The sequence below is a fragment of the Vreelandella sp. F11 genome (assembly GCF_042466685.1).
GTDB lineage: Bacteria > Pseudomonadota > Gammaproteobacteria > Pseudomonadales > Halomonadaceae > Vreelandella.
In genome coordinates, this window is the sequence record NZ_CP170448.1 from 105,533 (window position 1) to 122,807 (window position 17,275).

Below are 17,275 nucleotides of genomic sequence, written 5' to 3' on the forward strand. Positions count from 1 at the left end.
CTAACGATCCCTGTGTTTTTGTTCACGAAAACATGGGGATATTTAGTTTAAAGGCGCCATCGTTTCGATTAGCCCCTGCATAAACCCCAAGCCTTGGGTAAATAACCGCTGTAGAAAGCGATTGATGTCGGTCATGAGTACCATCATCAGTATAAGACCTACAATGAGTGAGGTAGGGAAGCCGATATTGAACACCGTGAGCTGCGGAGCCGAACGGTTGAGTATGCCTAGGGCTAGGTTAATGGTCAGCAGGGAGCCCACCAGCGGTAATGCCAGTAACATACCCGAAGCAAAAATTGTTCCCGCATACCGGGCGAGTAACTCAAAAGCACCCGGGTTAAAGGTTCCAATGCCAATGGGCAGCGTTTGGAAGCTCATGATCAGGGTTTCAAGCACCATCAGATGGCCATTCAGCGCCAAAAACATGAGCAGCGTTATCATGTAGAGGATACGTGATAGCACCATGATATTGGTACCACTGGATGTATCAAAAAAGCTTGCAAACGCCAAGCCCATTTGCAGGCCGATGAAATCCCCAGCGGCTTGAACGACCGCGAACATGATATGCATGACGAGACCCATCGCTAAGCCGATTAGGATCTGTTCGATCATAACCCCCATCCCCGCCCATGACATGATGGCAATATCAGGCATGGCCGGTAAAATGGGCGCAATAACAATGGAAATTAGGGCAGCCAGACCGACTTTGGCCTGATTGGGCACACTGGAGTGGCCCCAAAGAGGCGACGCCGCCATAAAAGCAGTAATGCGCGCAAACGGCCATAAAAAAGCCACCAACCACCCCTGCAGTTGTGCGAAAGTGACTTCCACCATAGCGCTACATCACCATGCTGGGGATGTTGGTAAATAGTCGGTGGGTAAAGTCGGTGATCAACCCAATCAGCCAGGGGCCAGCTAATACCAGCACTGTAAAAACGGCCAAAATCTTAGGAATAAAGGTGAGCGTCATTTCGTTAATTTGCGTTGCGGCTTGGAAGAGGCTGATGATTAGACCAGTGAACAGCGCCGCCAGCAGCATTGGACCAGCAAGGAGAAGCGTTACACGCATACCTTGGTAAGCAATGCTCATCACCATTTCAGGGGTCATAGTTGGAATCCTGTGTGCCGTATGAAACGACGCGGCTTGTCATATGTGAAAATGACTCAATGAAGCGCTATATCATGTAAAAGCTTTCTGCCATCGAGCCGATAATAAGCTGCCATCCATCCACTAAAATGAACAGCATTAGCTTAAAGGGTAACGAAATCGTAATGGGTGGAACCATCATCATACCGAGCGCCATGAGCGTACTGGCGACTACGAGGTCGATGATTAAAAACGGGATAAAAATAGTAAAGCCAATTTGGAAGGCAGTCTTAAGCTCACTAGTAACGTAAGCGGGTAATAACACACGCATGGGTAACTCTTCTGGACCTTGCATCGGCCCGACATCCGCCAAGCGTACAAACAGGGCTAAGTCGGGCTCGCGAGTTTGGGCAAGCATAAATTCGCGAAAGGGTTCCTGGGCAAGTAGCAAAAACTCTTCAAAATTAATCGTTTCATTCGTCAGTGGTACCCAGGCGTTGTCGTACACCTGAGCCAATACTGGCGACATGATAAAAAAGGTTAAAAACAGCGCCACACCCAAGAGTACCTGGTTGGGCGGCGTTGCCTGGGTACCCATTGCCGTGCGCAATAAGCTAAGCACAATGATGATGCGCGTGAAGCTCGTCATCATTAGCAGCATGGAGGGTAAAAACGCTAGCGAGCTTAAAAAGAGCAGTGTCTGCAGTGAGAGAGACCACTGCTGGCCGCCATCTTCTAGCGGTTGTGAAGTAATGCCAGGTATCTGTTGTGCATGCAGCGGGCTTGTTATGAAACAGGCAGCAAGAATAACCAGCCAAAGCGAAAGTGGCTTAGCGAGATTGTTCTTCAAAACAAAGCTCTTCAAAACACAGGGCCAAGAAAGGTGCATCCATTGCCTCATGGCGTCTGATGTGGATCGGTGGGTGAGGATGAATCGCGGTGGCGGCCGGCAGCTAACGCTTTTGATAGGCGAAGCGAAAAGCGGGAGGCGGGCGGAGACGATGTGGTTGGCGTACGCTCTTCTGGGGCCGGGCGCTCGTGTAGTTTAGTGATACGTCCGCCCCCGACACCAACGACTAACCAGGTATCTTCCACTTCAACAACCACAATACGCTCACGGTTACCCACGGAAGTGCTGCCCACAATTCGCAGGTGGGCGCCGTGGCGTGTTGTATGGCTGCCCCAGCGCTTTAAAAGCGCCGTGCAGATAAGGATGATCGCAATAACGAGAGCTAAGGCTGCAGCTGTCTTACCTAGAACAGCCATGCCTATCAGTGCCTCGCCACCGTTCCCCAGTGCATCGAGTGAACCGTTCTGCGTTGAGGAAGTTGCAACGCTCATCGGTTCAATTTATGAATACGTTCAGAAGGCGTAATGATTTCAGTTATACGGATACCGTATTTATCTTCGATCACAACGACTTCGCCTTGAGCGATCAAGTAACCATTAATCAAGATATCCATCGGCTCACCGGCGAGGCCTTCAAGCTCAATGACAGACCCTTGCGCTAACTCTAGCAACTGTTTAATGGTTAACTTTGTGCGGCCTAATTCCACGGTGAGTTTCACCGGGATATCCATGATCATCTCAAGCTCGCGTGCCTGAGAGGAGCCGCTGTCTGGGCTTAGCGGGCGGAATATGTCATCACTTGCTGACTTCGCTGCGGGCGCAGGTGAAGCAGCGGGTTCTTCTTCGCTCGCTTCAGCAGACTCTTGCTCTGCCATTGCTGTTGCCCAAGGATCTTCCTCTTCGCTCGCTTCAGCAGATTCTTGCTCTGCCATTGCAGCTGCCCAAGGATCTTCCTCTTCACTAGCAGCATCGGTGCTAGCTGTGGGCTCTTCTTGTTTGGACATGGCGTCTGCCCAATCGTCGTCAGAGACGTTCTGATCAGGCTTATTGGGATCAGTCATGCTTTGGATTCCTTGGCTTTCTGTCGCGTAGACCCTTTAATGAAGTCCTTGGACGATGCGTTATTCATAGCGGCATGGTCAATCATATGGAGCACTCGCAGGGCATGCTGCTGGCGTTGGCTACCGTACTCACACTCCATGACGGGTACCCCGTCAACACTTGCTGTGATGGAGCTCGGAATATCTAACGGTAGCACGTCGCCTTTTTTCAATCCCATTACGTGGGCAATACGACTCGGTATTTGGGCAAACTCAGCGACCAACTCTACCTCTGACTGGCGTAGCTCACTCGCCATTCGACGAGACCAACTGCCATCTTGGTCGTGGTTGCTATCATTGATTGGGTTGGCCAGTAAATCACGCAACGGCTCGATCATTGCGTAAGGCATACATATCTGAAAATTGCTCGAAAGGTTGCCGACTTCGATATTGAACTTGGTATTCACCACAATTTCATTGGGGGAATTGGTGATGTTGGCAAACTTTGATTGCACTTCTGAACGTAAAAAGCTGACATCCAGGGGGTGAACGACTTTCCACGCCTCTTGGTAGGCATCAATGGCGAGATTAAGCAGACGCTGGATAATACGTTGCTCAGTGTTCGTGAATTCTCGACCATCCGACTTGGTGACAAAGCGACCGTCACCACCAAAGAGGTTATCTACTACCATAAAAACGAGGTTAGGCGGGAATACCACCAGCGCTGAACCACGCAGCGGCTTCATCGATACGATGTTCAGGTTTGTTGGTACGGGAACATTACGCGAGAACTCACTAAAGCTCTGATAACGCACCGACTCTACGGTAATGTCTGCACTGCGCCGTAATAGGTTGAACAGGCCAGTACGAAAATAGCGAGCAAAGCGCTCATTGATAAAATCAAGCGCATGCAAGCGCTCACGAATAACGCGATGCTGAGTCGACGGGTCATAAGGTCGAACGCGGGCTTCGTCTTGCGTTTTTGACGATGAAGCCGATGGCTCATCGTCTCCGCTAACGCCCTTCAACAGGGCATCAATTTCTTCCTGGGACAGTAGATCGTCCTGTGACATGAACGGCTCCAGTTCCCGAGGTTATTGCACAATAAATTCGGTGAATAAAACTTCACGCAAATCAAGCGGTGGCTGATTTTCCGTCAGCGGGACGTTGAGTCGCTCAACAATCGCTTGTGCAAGCTGTTGCTTACCTTCTGGGGAAGTAAGTTCATCAGCCTGCTTGCCCGATAGCAGCATCAGCAGACGGCTACGCACTTGAGGCATATGCTCTTCTAGAATCGCTTTACTCTCCTCATTACCCACACGCAGAGTCACGCCTGTATAGAGTAAGCGTGAGCCGTAGCTATCATCGGCAAGATTGACGGTAAAAGGTTCAATCCGCATGAAAATAGGCGGCTCGCGCTCCATAGCCTGCTGCATTTCAGCATCTCCTGAACCGCCATCACGCTGATCCATGACCATATAAATAGCCGCTGCTGCTCCCGCTGACGACAGCAAGACCAGGATAATCATTATCCAGAGCAGTTTTTTTGACCCGCCGCTTTTTTCTGCCATTTGCGATTCCTGTGAACTCCATGCGTATCACTAGCAAAGTATTATGCCAAAAGCATATGCTGGTGATGAAATGAACAGGCTCGTTTGGCAAGCCTATCTTTTGGTTTAGCTATTTCATTGGTGTATTGATGTGTAGTACCAGAAAAGTTAACAATTCTGGTGTCGCCATTTAAGCGTAGAGGTCTACCCGCCCATCCAGAACCAGCGGGTTACTTCCGGCGTTTTGGCGAGTTGCTTCATCTAAACCAACCTCGCCGCTGTCGCTGCCTGCTTTAGTGCCGTTCTTGCTGCTTGACTGAGCAAAAGCTTGGTCATTGGGGTCGTGTTGTTCGCCAACAGACGTCTCGCCCAGTGATATACCTTGCTCCGCCAAGGCTTCCCTTAGCTGGGGAATTGCCTGCTCCAGCACTTGCCGCACCTGTGCATGGGCTGACAAAAAGTGAGCTTGAGCGCCTTGCTCGCTAAATTTTAGTGAGATAGAAAGCGGTCCCAGTTCTGCTGGATTCAACTGCATTTGGACATGCTGATCTCCGCCCCGCTGTGAAATCTGCACCAACTGTTGGCTTAGTTGTTGCGACCAGGCAGGACTCATAAAAGGTGTTGCTAACGTGGCAGTTGTCGGGGTAGATGCAGGCGTATACGTTTGAGCGGATTGCGGCATAGCTAGCGGGTTGCTGCCGGTATTTAAAGCAAAACCAGTTGGTAATTGTTCACCACTTTGGCTTCCTTTCGGCGTTCCATCTGCGGCCAGTAGAGCTCCCATGAGAGCTTCGCTACTGACGTTTGTGGCTGCGTTGAGGGGGCTCATATTAAACGTATCTGGCTGTGGCCTAGGGGCTATCTGGAACTCCGCTAAAGGCGAGCGTGCATCAGCTGAACGAGCTAAATCAGCGGACAATGCTTGAGCACCTTGATGTTGTCCGACCAAGCCACTTAGCGCTGAGGCCAGCTGCGATGCTTCTGTTTGATTAATATTTAACTGTTCAGCAATGGTTTTCAGTGCTGCAGGTTCGATAGACTGCACAGACCCGCCGCTCCCCATACTGAGAGACTGGATTATGGCTTTGAGCGCCGGTGTATTGACCAACTGTGCAGCTTCCGTTTGACTAACATTTAGCTGTTCAGCGATCGCTTCGAGCCCTGCTGGAGAAACCGGCAATGTCTGCTGTGATATGAGACTGCTTTCGGTAAACGAAGCCATGAGTGCGAGACGGCCAGCGATCTCGTCAAGCGGCGTCGAGAATTGCTCACTCTCTAAACCTAGAGTGTCAACGCTGATGTCTGAGTTCGGCAGTTGTAGCTGGGCGAGAAGTTCAGAAAAGTCGCTCTCACTGACATCTAGCCCCAGGGCTTCAAGGGCCGTGCTCAAATTTTCAGCGTCGACTTCTAATGTATCGGATACAAGATTGCCGAGGGCATCGAGCTGTTTTTGCTGTAAGGGCGCCTGAGAAGCGCTAATGTCACCAAGCCCAGATGACGACGAGTTTCGCTGAGTACCAGACGCGTGTAACAGCGCCTGTTGGAATAAGCCATTGGCTGGGTCTTGACGGTTAAAAGCACCTTGAGACTGTGTCTGAGGTGAACTTTGGCTGACCGAAAGCAACTGGTGGATGTTCATATTCAGTTCCCTGGCACCGCTAATGCGGAGTGTCGTTATGTTGACGAGCCGCACGGCTTGTCACCAGATCATCATTCGTTTTTTGTTCCTGACGCTCACTGCGGCGGTGCTCTTCTAATAGTCGACGCGACGCCAGTGTATCGTAGGAAGAGAGCTTTCGCTGCTCTTGTTGCCAGTTCTTTTTACTCTGCTCCACGCTTGCCTGTTGGGAAGCTAAAGCTTGTCGAGCGCGGCTTAGTGCCGCATCCAAAGAGGCAAGGAACTGTTGATAGTTGTACATGGTGGCAGGGTCAATGCCTTCACGCATCGCTTTTTGCAAGCGCTCGGCGTACTCCGCCCGATAGCTCAGCAGCGACTGTAGCTGAGCGGTCGTTTGCTGTTCTGTTTGTCTCTCCTGAGCCAGTATCTTGCCCGCTTGATCGCGTGCGCCTCTGGCGAGGTCGGTCAACATTTCAAGTTGTGAAGTGCTCATGCGCGCCCTCCTACCAGTGCGTGCAGCGCTTGGCGAGCATCCGCAAGCGTTGCACACTCATCAATATTTTGTTGAAGGAAGTTTTCTAACGATGGAAAGCGTTTCACTGCCTCGTCGAGTTGGGGGTCATGACCAGGGCTGTAGGCGCCCACGCTGATAAGATCCCGGTTACGCTGGTAGCGCGAGAAGAGTTGTTTGAACACTCGTGCTTCCTGAAGCTGCTCGGCTGAGGCAATAGCGGTCATGGCACGGCTAATCGAGGCTTCAATATCGATGGCCGGGTAGTGACCTGCTTCCGCTAATGTTCTCGACAGAACTATGTGCCCATCTAGAATGGCGCGAGCAGAATCAGCAATAGGATCCTGTTGGTCATCGCCCTCCGTTAGCACGGTATAAAACGCCGTAATGGAGCCACCACCCCGTTCAGCATTGCCTGCTCGCTCTACTAACCCCGGTAGCTTGGCAAAAACCGAGGGTGGATAACCTTTCGTAGCGGGTGGCTCACCAATTGCCAAAGCAATTTCCCGCTGGGCCATGGCATAGCGTGTTAGTGAGTCCATAATTAGCAGAACATCGCGGCCTTCGTCGCGGAACCCTTCTGCCAGGCGTGTTGCATAAGCGGCACCCTGCAAGCGCTGCAGTGGTGATGTGTCAGCGGGAGCGGCGACGACGACAGCACGTCGACGCCCCTCAGGGCCCAAAATATTATCGATGAAGTCTTGTACTTCACGGCCCCGTTCACCAATCAAGCCCACCACAATCACATCGGCCTTGGTGTAGCGGGCCATCATGCCTAGCAGTACTGACTTGCCCACACCGGAGCCTGCAAATAGCCCCATACGCTGACCTCGGCCTACGCAGAGCAGTGCATTAATAGCGCGAATGCCGACGTCAATTTGTGCATCTATTGGCGCACGAGAGAGCGGGTTGAGCGGCGGAGAGCTGAGTGTTGCTCGGGGTGTCTCATCTATATTCTCCCGATCATCCAGCGGATTTCCGTTACCATCCAGTACTCGCCCAAGCAGGCTATCGCCCATCGGGAAGCGGCGGGCACTGTTGTTGCCGCTTTCATCAAGAGGTGCAACGCGAGCGCCGGGCATTAGACCAACGACCTCCTCCAGAGGCATCAGGAATAGCTTGTCACCAGAAAAACCGACGACCTCCGCTTCGGCATGCCTATCGCTGTCTGTCAGCCGACCATCGCTGCCTGGTAATTCAATCCGGCAGGCGCTGCCCACCGCTACACGCAGCCCTACCACCTCAATCACCATCCCCGTCGCGCGAACAACGCGGCCGCTATTGCGGTAGCGAGGCAGATGGCTGACACGCTGCTGCGTGCGTCGCAATGCCTTATTCCAGCGATGTTGATGGGGACAGGTGGTATCTGCCATAGCGTATCCGCCTACGATGAAGGAACGTTAGAAGAGGGAGGAGAATTGAGGCCGCGTTTGCGCGATTGGGCTTGGATAGCATGCCAACGGCTTTCGAAGGTCGCGTCAATTTCACCCTGGGCACTGGTGACCCGACAGCCGCCACGGGCCAGCTGGTCATCGGGCTGCAGTTTCCAATTGGCAGCCCTGAGCTCATTGCCTAGGTGCTCTTCTACTAGTGCGTGATCATCGGGGTTGAGCCAAAGCCGCTGCTGGCCTACAAGGGGTGGCTCGGTGTGTAGCAGTTCGCGGACAGTGGTCAAAATTTGCTCAGGTGTATCCCGTAAGGCATCGCTTGCAAGCTGTTTACCGGTGGCGAGTGCTAACTCGACCAGGTCGTAGGCGATCGTGTCATCAAGACGTTCAAGTGCGTCCGCAAACTGCTTGCCCAGCGTTTCCAGTGGTGCAACGGCTTTGTGAATCTGTGCTTCCAACTCCGTTTTTGCCTGTTCGGCAGCTTCCTCTAAACCCTTTTCAAGCCCCTCCTTGTGGCCTTGTTCAAAGCCAGCGTCATACCCCTCTTTTTCGGCTTGCTGGCGAATACGCTCGTGAAGCGCCTGGCGTTCACTCTCTTCGCGCTGGCGTGCCTGCTCGGCAGCTTTCTGTGCCGCCTGTACTTTACGCTGGTGAGCTGTTGGAACCTCGCCAGGGGCATGGCTACTCTTTGTGGTCGCCAGCTCATCCATTTGCCAGCGGCGCCAGTCCCCATGGCGATCAAATTTAGGCGAGTGAGTATTAGACATACTCGTCGTCTCCGCCAGCCAGAACGATTTCCCCTGAATCGGCTAAACGCCGCACGACCTGCAAGATCGTTTTCTGCTCTGTTTCAACTTGAGAGACGCGAATGGGGCCGCGGGCTTCCATATCTTCGCGAACTAAATCGGCGGCGCGCTGTGACATGTTGCGCAGGAATTTGTCGACCAAGGCGTCCTGAGCCCCTTTGAGTGCCACGACCAGCGAGTTGGTATCGACCTCCTGCAGCACCATTTGAATAGCACGGTTGTCGAGATCCAGCAGGTTCTCGAACAGGAACATTTCGTCGATAATCTTCTGGGCGAGATCTTCGCTGTGCGCACGCACGGTTTCGATAGCGGTCTCCTCCTGAGAGGAGTTCATCAAGTTGAGGATCTCTGCAGCCGTTCTTACGCCGCCCATTTTGCTGCGCTTGAGGTTCTGACCATCCAGCATGCTGGTGAGTACTTCGGTCAGTTCTTGTAACGCTGCGGGCTGAACGCCGCTAAAGGTGGCGATACGTAGTACCACGTCATTACGCAGTTTTTCTTCAAACAGCTCCAGAATATCTGATGCTTGATGGCGATCCAGGTGAACCAGGATTGTCGCAATGATCTGCGGGTGCTCGTCGCGGATTAGCTCGGAGACCATGGACGCTTCCATGAGGTTGAGTGCGTCGATACCCGAGTTGCTGCCTGTGGTCTCCAGAATATCTTCAATTAAGCTGGTCGCGCGCTCGCTACCCAGTGCTTTGGTCAGCACCGAGCGGATGTGATCGCTGGAGTTGAGGTTCAGCGCGACAAACTCTTCGGTCTCTTTATGGAAAGCTTCCAGCACCGCTTTCATTTCTTCGTGTGAGACCTGATTGAGCTTGGCCATCTCCAAGCTAATTTCTTGTACCTCAGCAGCGCCGAGATACTTAAACACCTCGGCGGCGCTGTCTTCATCGAGCGCAAGCAATAGCACAGCGCTCTTGCGTGCACCGCTCATTCCAGCAATTGAACTACTCATTGGTATTCATCCAGCTACGAATGATCATCGCGACCATGCGGGGATCTTCCTGCGCCATCTCACGCAGGTCGTTGAGGTTATGCTCGTAGAGTGAGGTTTTACGTCGACGCTTGGGCTTGGCGTAGGTCTCGTCAGTCTCGTCTGACGACTCTAAGCCTTCGTCGTCGTCTTCCTCGCCTACGCTAGCAGACAGTGTGCCGCCAGGCGTTGCGGTTGCCATTACCGGTGACTGGGTATAACGCTTGATTAAAGGGCGTAAAATCAGTAGGTAAAGCAATAAAATCGCTAGCGCAACCAGTAGGTAGCGACCCACCTTGCCAGCAAGAGAAAGCACGCTGGGATCTTTCCACCAATCGACCTCTACGCTCTCGTCGACACTGCGCGCAAAGGGAGAGTTGACGACTTCAACTTCATCGCCGCGTACTGTCGAGAAGCCCATTGCTTGACGAACCAGGCGCTCAATTTGAGCCACTTCGTTCTCTGTTAGGGCAACTTGCATAGGTTCGCCCTCTTCGTTGATCTCTGTGCGATAGTTCACGACGACTGCCGCAGAGAGTCGCTCTATCTGGCCGAGACGGTGCTGGACATGTTCAATGCTGCGATCGACTTCGTAGTTGATAACATCGTCTTGGCGCAGATTGCGCAACGCTTCTGGGGGGGCATCCTCTTGTTGGTCGCCTTCTTCCTCCCCTTCCTGTTGGTTAATCGGGGAGGGCATGGCGCCCGGCGGTGTATTGCTAAGTGCGCCAGGGATGCCTGTAGCCAGAGGGTCTTCACCATCAAAAGCGAGACTTAGTTGACGACTGCGTACCGCTGCTTCATTGGGCGGTTGATTGGGGCCGTAACGCTCAGAGGTTTGCTCACGCCGCGAGAAATCGATTTGCGCTGCGACTTGGGCGCGCACGTTATCGCGACCCAGTATGGGCGTTAGAATGTGCTCAATGCGCTGCTGGTAAGAGCGCTCAACCTCGGCAATATACTCAAGCTGCGAGCCATCAAGATCGTTTCCATTACTTGTCTCGGCAGATAGCAGTCGGCCATCCTGATTCACCACGGTGACATCTTCAGCGGCAAGCTCAGGCACGCTACCCGAGACCATATGGACGATTGCGCTGACCTGGCCTTCACCCAAAACGCGGCCAGGTAAAAGGGTCAGAACAACGGAGGCTTTTGCTGGCTCACGATCACGAATAAACACCGATGGTTTGGCCATGGAGAGATGAACTCTCACGCGTTCTACCGGCCCTAGCGATTCAATTGAACGCGCCAGCTCGCCTTCCAGGCCCCGCTGATAGTTAATCTGCTCAGCAAACTGACTAATCCCAAACGCCTGACTATCCATTAACTCCAGACCAAGATTGCCGCCGCGCGGAAGGCCCTGCTCAGCAAGCTGTAGGCGTAGCGTATGGACTTGGTTGCTAGGCACCATTAACGCTTGGCCACCTTCACTGAACCGGTAAGGAATGCCACGGGTGTCGAGTTCATTGATGATGCTGCCACCATCAGCCTCGCTCAGGTTGCTGTAAAGCACCCGGTACTCAGGACTACTGGCCCACATAAAGAGAGCCGCCACAATAGCAATTGAGGCGGCACCAGCAATAAGCAGTGCAACGAGTGGATTGCCACGCAACTGACTCAGCGTTCGCTCAAAAGCCGAGCCGCTGGCGGTATCGCGTTCGCTATTTCCACTACCTGTGCTTCCACTGCGGGGAGCGGCTTGATTCGTACTGTTTTGACGGCCTGCCGTTGCACCAGTTTCGCTCATGCGTCCCTCCAAAGGGGCAGGCAAAACTGGCGTCGGCCCAGGCGCATCACCAAAGAAGGCATAGGCTATATCCGTCAATCGCGGTTATCCGCCTAAAAGATGAGGCGGAATTGTGATGACGGCCATTATCCGGTGGCTAGTCGAGCCTAAAGGAAAGATAAGATCCGCTTTTTATGCGCATTTGTCCGTATGAGGTGGGTTGCTTTGGTGTTAGGCTTTTTGTATTAGATCTTTTTTGCGAATTGAGGTGAGCGTATGAGTACTCCCGCAATACAGGCTGCGCTACAACAGATGCAAGGTATGGCGACCCAGGCGGCATCCACGCAGCCTCTTAGTGGTGCTCAGGCGTCAGCCGCTGTTGGTCAAGGAGGGTTTGGCGGCGAGCTGCAGGCCTCGATCCAGCGTATTAACCGGCTTCAGCAAGCGGCTAATAGTCAGGCGATGGCCTTTCAGGCAGGTGATCCCAATTTGCAGCTCAATGACGTGATGGTCGATATGCAGAAGGCTAGCGTTGCTTTTCAAATGGGACTTCAGGTTCGCAACCGCTTAGTTTCTGCATATCGTGATGTTATGAACATGCAGGTTTAGGCTTTTCGGTCTCAAGCCTCAATGGAAATGATTCGCCCGTTCATCTCTTCTAATCGCTCGGCAATGTCGAGTACTTCTTCTGCTGGTATCTGGCGTATGACCTCTCCAGACTCTCTGTCTATAACCCGTGTAATCACGCGTGAGGTTTCTTCGCTTAATTCGAACTCTAAGCCATGTGGACGCATTATCTCGTTAATGCGTTGAATGGGTTGAACGAGTTCGTCTGCAGAGGTTTCCCGCTCGGTGGTTTCTGTGTTTTTAAGCTGGGTGTTCGTTGGGGCTAGCTGAGCCAGTGTGTTTTCTAGCCGCTGGCGTGGGTTTAAATGGCTTAGGGTCGATGACAGCGCTGGTATTGCTTCGGTGGGTAGTGAGCTCATGGGGCACGTTCCTTTTTAAAGTCAGCTTTGGCAGCCAGTTAGTGGTGCAATAGCGTGAAACGGCAGCCATAGCCCGGTTTTTTTACTGATTAATAAGCGTTTCTATACTGGTATCGGCAGAGGGCAGAAAAACTTTACGCTTGCCAGAATGAAGTTGTGTTTGCTTGTTATTAATAGCAAGGACTATATAGCCTCCTGTGCCTGCTCGCTATAGCTTGCTTAATAAGTATGGGAGTGGTGTATTTTTGTGCATACGCCGCGCTGTTGGCATCTGATATGCTTCTCCGCTTTGCGGTGAATTGACTAACGCATAAGAGTAAGTGAGGCGAGAATGGTGGCGCAGCAGGATGAGTTTGAAACAATAGCAAGCACAACAGTGATCGAGTCTCTGCTGAATGCCTTGATAGAGACGGGCGGTGTGTCGCTCTGCCTTGCCGCGACGGGTGCTCGCCCGGAGCCTATTGTGTTGATGGAGCAGCACCTGGGCCAAGCCCTGGTGATGGATCTCTCGTCGATTGATTATTTGCTTCACCACCTTCAGGGCGGTGCTGCTTTTTATTTGCGCGGGCAGGCGCAGGGTAAAGTGATCCAGACGCCGCTACTGCATCTGACGGAAACGCGACAGTCTGGAGGGCGCTTTTTATGTTGCAGTGATTACCCTTCAACGTTGGAGGTGTTGCAGCGTCGTGAGTCCTTTCGCGCTGAGTTGCGCATGGGGATGGTGGTGTCGACAGGTTTATATGGTGGTGATGCTGAGATAGAGGGTGAGCTGCGGGATTTGTCCCAAGATGGCTGCCAGCTTGAGTTGCCATTGGCGGCCAGCGGCCTGTTGGCCGAGGCCGCTAACCCCCTGAAGGTGGCGTTTACCTTCCCCGATGGGACTTATTTTGAAGTGCTTGGAGAAGCTCGCCACCAAAAGACGGATGCTGAGCGGCACTTGCTTCGTGTCGGCTTCAGCTTCGTTGAGTGTAGCGCGGAGCAAGAGCGGCAAATTTGGTATTTCGTATGTGAAATAGAGCGCGAGGCGGCCCGTTATAAAAAAGAGGAGCAGAGCGAGCGTCAGCCCTCTCCACTGTTCGCCCTGCCTAGCAAGCGATCGGGTGCTGGAGAGCTGCTTGGGCGCCGTGACGTCAAGCGCTACGCTACCCCTATGGCGCGGCGGCTGGTAAAAGTCGCTGCCTACTTGGATGCGCAATTACTGGCATTGCAGCAAGGTAGTGATATTGATGGGCGCCAACTCTCCCGCTATGCGGATCGCATACTGGATCTTCACGAAGAGGATCGCGAAGCGCTGCTATTCGCATCACGCTGTTTATCTCCAGAGCCTTTAATAGTGCGCCACGGTATTGCCGTGGCCATTCATTTGCTCGATTTTGTGGGTGCCAGCATGCCCCGCGAGCTGCGCAAGGCGATAGTGGCTAGCGGTCTTATACATGATCTTGGCAAAGCGCTGGTTCCCCAGGTTTTGTTTAAAGCGCCGCACTTTGAAGCGAGTCATCGAAAAGCAATCAGTGAGCATGTTCAATTGCTACTTGATCGTTTACAGGGCTGTCAGTGGCTGTCGGCAGGTGTGGCTCAGGCGGTGATTGGCGGGATTAATGAGCGTATGGATGGTAGCGGATATCCAGGTGGGTTGAGTGGGGCTGACCTCAGTGAATTGGCTAAAGCGAGTGCTGTTGTCGACGTCGTAGAGGCAATGCGTCGCGACCGTACAGATCGATCCGCTAAAACAGCGCAGCAAATTTATCGCCATTTATTGCAGCATCCAAATCACTTTGATATGCGCTGGATCAAGCGCTACATCGATCATTTTAAGGGGCTGCCAGTGGGCTCGCTGGCGCGCTTCTCCAGTCAGCAGCAGGGTTGGATATTACGCATTGATGCTAAGGGCAACCCTACAGAGGTATTGCTTGCGCCACAGGCTGAGCCGCCCATGCGTGACAATGTGGGGGCGGTTGTACGGGATAATATTGCTGAGCGACTGGGTCGAACGGTAGGTGAGGTCGCTGTGTCTACCTGAGGGTGGCGGCGGGGCATTAGTGAGCGATAAGCGCTAGTTGTTGTCATAGTAATACTGAAAAAAGCGTTATGTGTCATTAAAGTCACCTGGGTTCGCGCCGATAGTTACCTATAGTGCAGTACGTAGTTTATTTTTGTCTTTTACTATCCGTGGTTTCTCACTATCTAAAGTGGGCATAAAACCACGCACAGGAGTTCCGCTTATGACTTACTCTCGCGGTGGCGCCGCCTATGGGCGGGGAGCTAACGCTTATGCGCGTGTCGGCGTAGAAAGCGGAGTGATGTCGGCAGACCCACATCAGCTTATCGTCATGTTGTTTGATGGTGCCCAGGCTGCTATTCGTGCTGCGCGTATTCATATTCAGGCAGGCAATACAGCCGAGAAAGGGAAGTCGATCTCGAAAGCGCTTGATATTGTTAATAACGGCCTTGCCGCCGCTCTTGATCAAGAGAAAGGTGGCGAAATTGCTGAGCGCTTGGCATCCCTATATGACTATATTGCTCGCCTGCTGTTGGCGGCGAATCTGCGTAATGATGAAGAGAGCTTAAACCAGGCCGAGCGCCTTCTCGAAGATATCGCCTCAGCCTGGCGTGATATCGGACAACAGCAGAGCGCGTGAGGCCATAATGTCAGCACCTACACCTGCTCATGATAAAAATGCTCAACAGATGCTGCTCGCTAGCTATGAAACGCTATTGAGCCGCGTTGAATATATGCATGAACTTGCGAACGCCGAGCAGTGGGCAGAGCTGATTGATCAGCGTACAAGCTATGTGGTGCTGGTGGAGCAACTGCGTGAGCTGGATTCTAACGTTGAGCTTGATGCGGCTGCCCAGCAGCGGAAAGTAGAGCTAATTGAGCGCATTCTTGAGCATGATGTGGAGATTCGGCGCCGCTTGGTGTCGCGTCGTGATGAGCTGGGTAAGCTAATTGAAGTTTCTCAGCGTCAGCGAGACTTGCATCGCGCTTATGCGCCCCAGCAAGGCACTGCGGTAGCGGCCTACGAAGCGGATGATCCTGACTCTACGAGGTCATCGTGAGCGGTATCACTCCCCTTATTGATACGCTCTTGCACCAGGTGCTGGGGCGGCAAGGGGAGCTGTCATTGCAGCGAGCGCTGGATCAGCCCGTAAAGCCTGTTCACCCAGGCCAGGGGCCGCGGGCAGTGATGGGCGATGCGAATTTGGATGGGCGAGCCTCACCGTTAAGCGATTTAAAACGTTTGCCACTTCCCGCCGATGGAGGGCGAGCGCAGCCCCGCGGTGAAGCGCCGAACTCTCCACCGGGGTCTACACAGACACATTTTAGTCCTGCTGCGAGAACCATCGCTGATGTTCTACTGCGCTTTCCCGCGCCCCCTTCAGTAATGCGACCAGAAGCACCTCTTATTAGCAGTCAGGAAACCCCAACGGCGAGTGCAGTAGCAACGCGCTTAGAGGCCAGTATTCGCGATAGTGGTCTGTTTTATGAGTCGCACTTAAAGCGCTGGTTTCAGGGTGAAGGAACCCGCCAGCAGCTACTGAACCAGCCGCAGATGCAGACAGGGCCTCGTTCACTTGCTTCGCTTTTACCAACAAGCTTGAGTGGGGCTCTCCCTGCGTCGGCGCCTCCATCTACAGCACCCGCGTCAGCGGTGTCTCCAACTGCTGGTTCTCCAGCAGCCCTGGTTTCTGCGCCCTTGGCAGCTCCGCCAGTGGTGCAGGGTGGGATGACTATTTTACCTAATGTGCCGCTAATACCTGTTTCCCATGAGCAAGGCTTAAATGCTCGCTTGGCGGGTGTGGCACCTCATTTATTAGCAACTGGCTCGATGGCTACTGCGGCCCAGGCTCCCGCGGTGGCTTCGCAGGCGCCGTCTAGTCCCGCCCAGGCTGGTTCTGTTTCAACGCCTGCCGAGGTGCGCGAGGGTCATCAGGCTAGGGCAGAGATAAGCCAGGCTCGGGAGGTCGCAGAGTTGATGGTCAATCGCCCAGCTCGCGAGGTCGTCCACGAAAGCTTGCAGAGTCTGGTGCGACAGCAGCTTGAAATGCTGGTGATGCCGACTATTCGCTGGGAAGGCGATGTCTGGGCAGGCATTTTTATGGCCTTGGTCATCAACCTGCCTGCCCGGGAGGAGGGGGCGGAGGGCAAGGAGAAAGAGGGCGAGCAGGATGGTGGGTGGCGCTCTGATATGCAGCTAGATGTTCCCAACTTGGGAGCCTTCAATGCATCCCTTTGGCTCTATCGAAATGTGCTGAGTATCGATTTCACTACCGACAGCACAGAGGTTTATCAGCGTATCGATGCCGGGTTGCCCGCACTAGAGAAGCGGCTAAGCGCTTTAGATTTGCAAAAAGTGCAGCTTCGCGCACGCCATATCGAAGCGGAGGCAGCCTATGGCAACGCCGGGTGAGCGTCGCCGCCAAGCCGTTGCCTTGGCTTATCAGGAGAATGATCGCGCGCCTCGTGTAGTGGCGAAAGGCTATGGGGATTTGGCCGAGCGTATTATGGCAGAAGCACATCGCCAGGGTATTTATGTGCATGATGCCCCCGAGCTGGTAGCACTTTTAATGCAACTGGACTTGGACGCAGAAATTCCCCCGGGCCTTTATCAAATTGTCGCAGAACTGCTGGTATGGGTGTTCGAGTTATCAGAAGAAGGGCTAAGTCATCGTGAAATGCCTGAGTAGCCAATTACAGACATTGTGTGTAACCATGAGGTTCGGTAATAAAAAG

General features: G+C 53.2%; 20 protein-coding genes. 6 read left to right on the forward strand and 14 right to left on the reverse strand.

Annotation, left to right across the window (positions count from 1 at the left end; all coding sequences use genetic code 11):
* Nucleotides 1-42: 42 nt before the first annotated feature.
* From fliR to fliF, 13 genes are all read right to left on the reverse strand, one after another.
* A complete protein-coding gene (gene fliR, locus ACFIOZ_RS00480; protein ID WP_211594815.1) occupies nt 43-834 on the reverse strand; it encodes a flagellar biosynthetic protein FliR in 792 nt (263 codons plus the stop codon).
* A gap of 4 nt (nt 835-838) precedes the next feature.
* Entirely contained in the window at nt 839-1,108 is a 270-nt protein-coding gene (gene fliQ, locus ACFIOZ_RS00485) for a flagellar biosynthesis protein FliQ (RefSeq protein ID WP_007112097.1), read from the reverse strand.
* Between the two features lie 67 nt (nt 1,109-1,175).
* Entirely contained in the window at nt 1,176-1,988 is an 813-nt protein-coding gene (gene fliP / locus ACFIOZ_RS00490; protein WP_386081514.1) for a flagellar type III secretion system pore protein FliP, read from the reverse strand.
* A complete protein-coding gene (fliO, locus tag ACFIOZ_RS00495; protein ID WP_386081516.1) occupies nt 1,985-2,428 on the reverse strand; it encodes a flagellar biosynthetic protein FliO in 444 nt (147 codons plus the stop codon). Before fliO ends, fliP begins: the two co-directional genes overlap by 4 nt.
* Entirely contained in the window at nt 2,425-2,997 is a 573-nt protein-coding gene (gene fliN / locus ACFIOZ_RS00500) for a flagellar motor switch protein FliN (RefSeq protein ID WP_386081518.1), read from the reverse strand. The genes fliO and fliN overlap by 4 nt, the downstream gene beginning before the upstream one ends.
* Nucleotides 2,994-4,049: a flagellar motor switch protein FliM gene (gene fliM / locus ACFIOZ_RS00505; protein ID WP_386081519.1), complete on the reverse strand. Its 1,056-nt coding sequence runs from the start codon at nt 4,047-4,049 to the stop codon at nt 2,994-2,996. Before fliM ends, fliN begins: the two co-directional genes overlap by 4 nt.
* 21 nt (nt 4,050-4,070) lie before the next feature.
* Nucleotides 4,071-4,547, reverse strand: coding sequence for a flagellar basal body-associated protein FliL (gene fliL, locus ACFIOZ_RS00510; protein WP_386081521.1), 477 nt, complete (start codon nt 4,545-4,547; stop codon nt 4,071-4,073).
* A 169-nt stretch (nt 4,548-4,716) separates the two neighbouring features.
* The gene (locus tag ACFIOZ_RS00515) at nt 4,717-6,165 is read right to left on the reverse strand and encodes a flagellar hook-length control protein FliK (RefSeq protein ID WP_386081523.1); all 1,449 of its coding nucleotides are present in this window, start codon (nt 6,163-6,165) and stop codon (nt 4,717-4,719) included.
* A 19-nt stretch (nt 6,166-6,184) separates the two neighbouring features.
* Nucleotides 6,185-6,637 (reverse strand): flagellar export protein FliJ, encoded by a 453-nt coding sequence (fliJ, locus tag ACFIOZ_RS00520; protein ID WP_088702001.1) that lies wholly within the window; start codon nt 6,635-6,637, stop codon nt 6,185-6,187.
* A complete protein-coding gene (fliI, locus tag ACFIOZ_RS00525) occupies nt 6,634-8,028 on the reverse strand; it encodes a flagellar protein export ATPase FliI (RefSeq protein WP_386081525.1) in 1,395 nt (464 codons plus the stop codon). Before fliI ends, fliJ begins: the two co-directional genes overlap by 4 nt.
* 11 nt (nt 8,029-8,039) lie before the next feature.
* Nucleotides 8,040-8,810, reverse strand: coding sequence for a flagellar assembly protein FliH (locus ACFIOZ_RS00530; protein WP_386081526.1), 771 nt, complete (start codon nt 8,808-8,810; stop codon nt 8,040-8,042).
* The gene (gene fliG / locus ACFIOZ_RS00535) at nt 8,803-9,810 is read right to left on the reverse strand and encodes a flagellar motor switch protein FliG (protein ID WP_386081528.1); all 1,008 of its coding nucleotides are present in this window, start codon (nt 9,808-9,810) and stop codon (nt 8,803-8,805) included. Before fliG ends, ACFIOZ_RS00530 begins: the two co-directional genes overlap by 8 nt.
* Nucleotides 9,803-11,575 carry a flagellar basal-body MS-ring/collar protein FliF gene (gene fliF / locus ACFIOZ_RS00540; protein ID WP_386081529.1) on the reverse strand — a complete coding sequence of 591 codons (1,773 nt, stop codon included), beginning with the start codon at nt 11,573-11,575 and terminating at the stop codon, nt 9,803-9,805. Before fliF ends, fliG begins: the two co-directional genes overlap by 8 nt.
* Nucleotides 11,576-11,830: 255 nt before the next feature.
* Here fliF and fliE point away from each other — a divergent pair, with 255 nt between their 5' ends.
* A complete protein-coding gene (gene fliE, locus ACFIOZ_RS00545) occupies nt 11,831-12,163 on the forward strand; it encodes a flagellar hook-basal body complex protein FliE (RefSeq protein WP_386081531.1) in 333 nt (110 codons plus the stop codon).
* Between the two features lie 11 nt (nt 12,164-12,174).
* On the opposite strand, the gene ACFIOZ_RS00550 is transcribed toward fliE, so the two are convergent.
* Nucleotides 12,175-12,540 (reverse strand): flagellar protein FlaG, encoded by a 366-nt coding sequence (locus ACFIOZ_RS00550; RefSeq protein ID WP_386081532.1) that lies wholly within the window; start codon nt 12,538-12,540, stop codon nt 12,175-12,177.
* A 331-nt stretch (nt 12,541-12,871) separates the two neighbouring features.
* Here ACFIOZ_RS00550 and ACFIOZ_RS00555 point away from each other — a divergent pair, with 331 nt between their 5' ends.
* The 5 genes from ACFIOZ_RS00555 (at nt 12,872) to ACFIOZ_RS00575 (ending at nt 17,229) form a co-directional block, all read left to right on the forward strand.
* Nucleotides 12,872-14,560, forward strand: a complete 1,689-nt coding sequence (locus ACFIOZ_RS00555; RefSeq protein ID WP_386081533.1) for an HD domain-containing phosphohydrolase — start codon at nt 12,872-12,874, stop codon at nt 14,558-14,560.
* Between the two features lie 202 nt (nt 14,561-14,762).
* Nucleotides 14,763-15,179, forward strand: a complete 417-nt coding sequence (fliS, locus tag ACFIOZ_RS00560; RefSeq protein ID WP_308336885.1) for a flagellar export chaperone FliS — start codon at nt 14,763-14,765, stop codon at nt 15,177-15,179.
* A gap of 7 nt (nt 15,180-15,186) precedes the next feature.
* Nucleotides 15,187-15,600 carry a flagellar protein FliT gene (gene fliT, locus ACFIOZ_RS00565; protein ID WP_386081535.1) on the forward strand — a complete coding sequence of 138 codons (414 nt, stop codon included), beginning with the start codon at nt 15,187-15,189 and terminating at the stop codon, nt 15,598-15,600.
* Nucleotides 15,597-16,952, forward strand: coding sequence for a flagellar hook-length control protein FliK (locus tag ACFIOZ_RS00570; RefSeq protein ID WP_386081538.1), 1,356 nt, complete (start codon nt 15,597-15,599; stop codon nt 16,950-16,952). Before fliT ends, ACFIOZ_RS00570 begins: the two co-directional genes overlap by 4 nt.
* Nucleotides 16,936-17,229, forward strand: a complete 294-nt coding sequence (locus ACFIOZ_RS00575; RefSeq protein ID WP_386081540.1) for an EscU/YscU/HrcU family type III secretion system export apparatus switch protein — start codon at nt 16,936-16,938, stop codon at nt 17,227-17,229. Before ACFIOZ_RS00570 ends, ACFIOZ_RS00575 begins: the two co-directional genes overlap by 17 nt.
* The last annotated feature ends 46 nt before the right edge of the window (nt 17,230-17,275 follow it).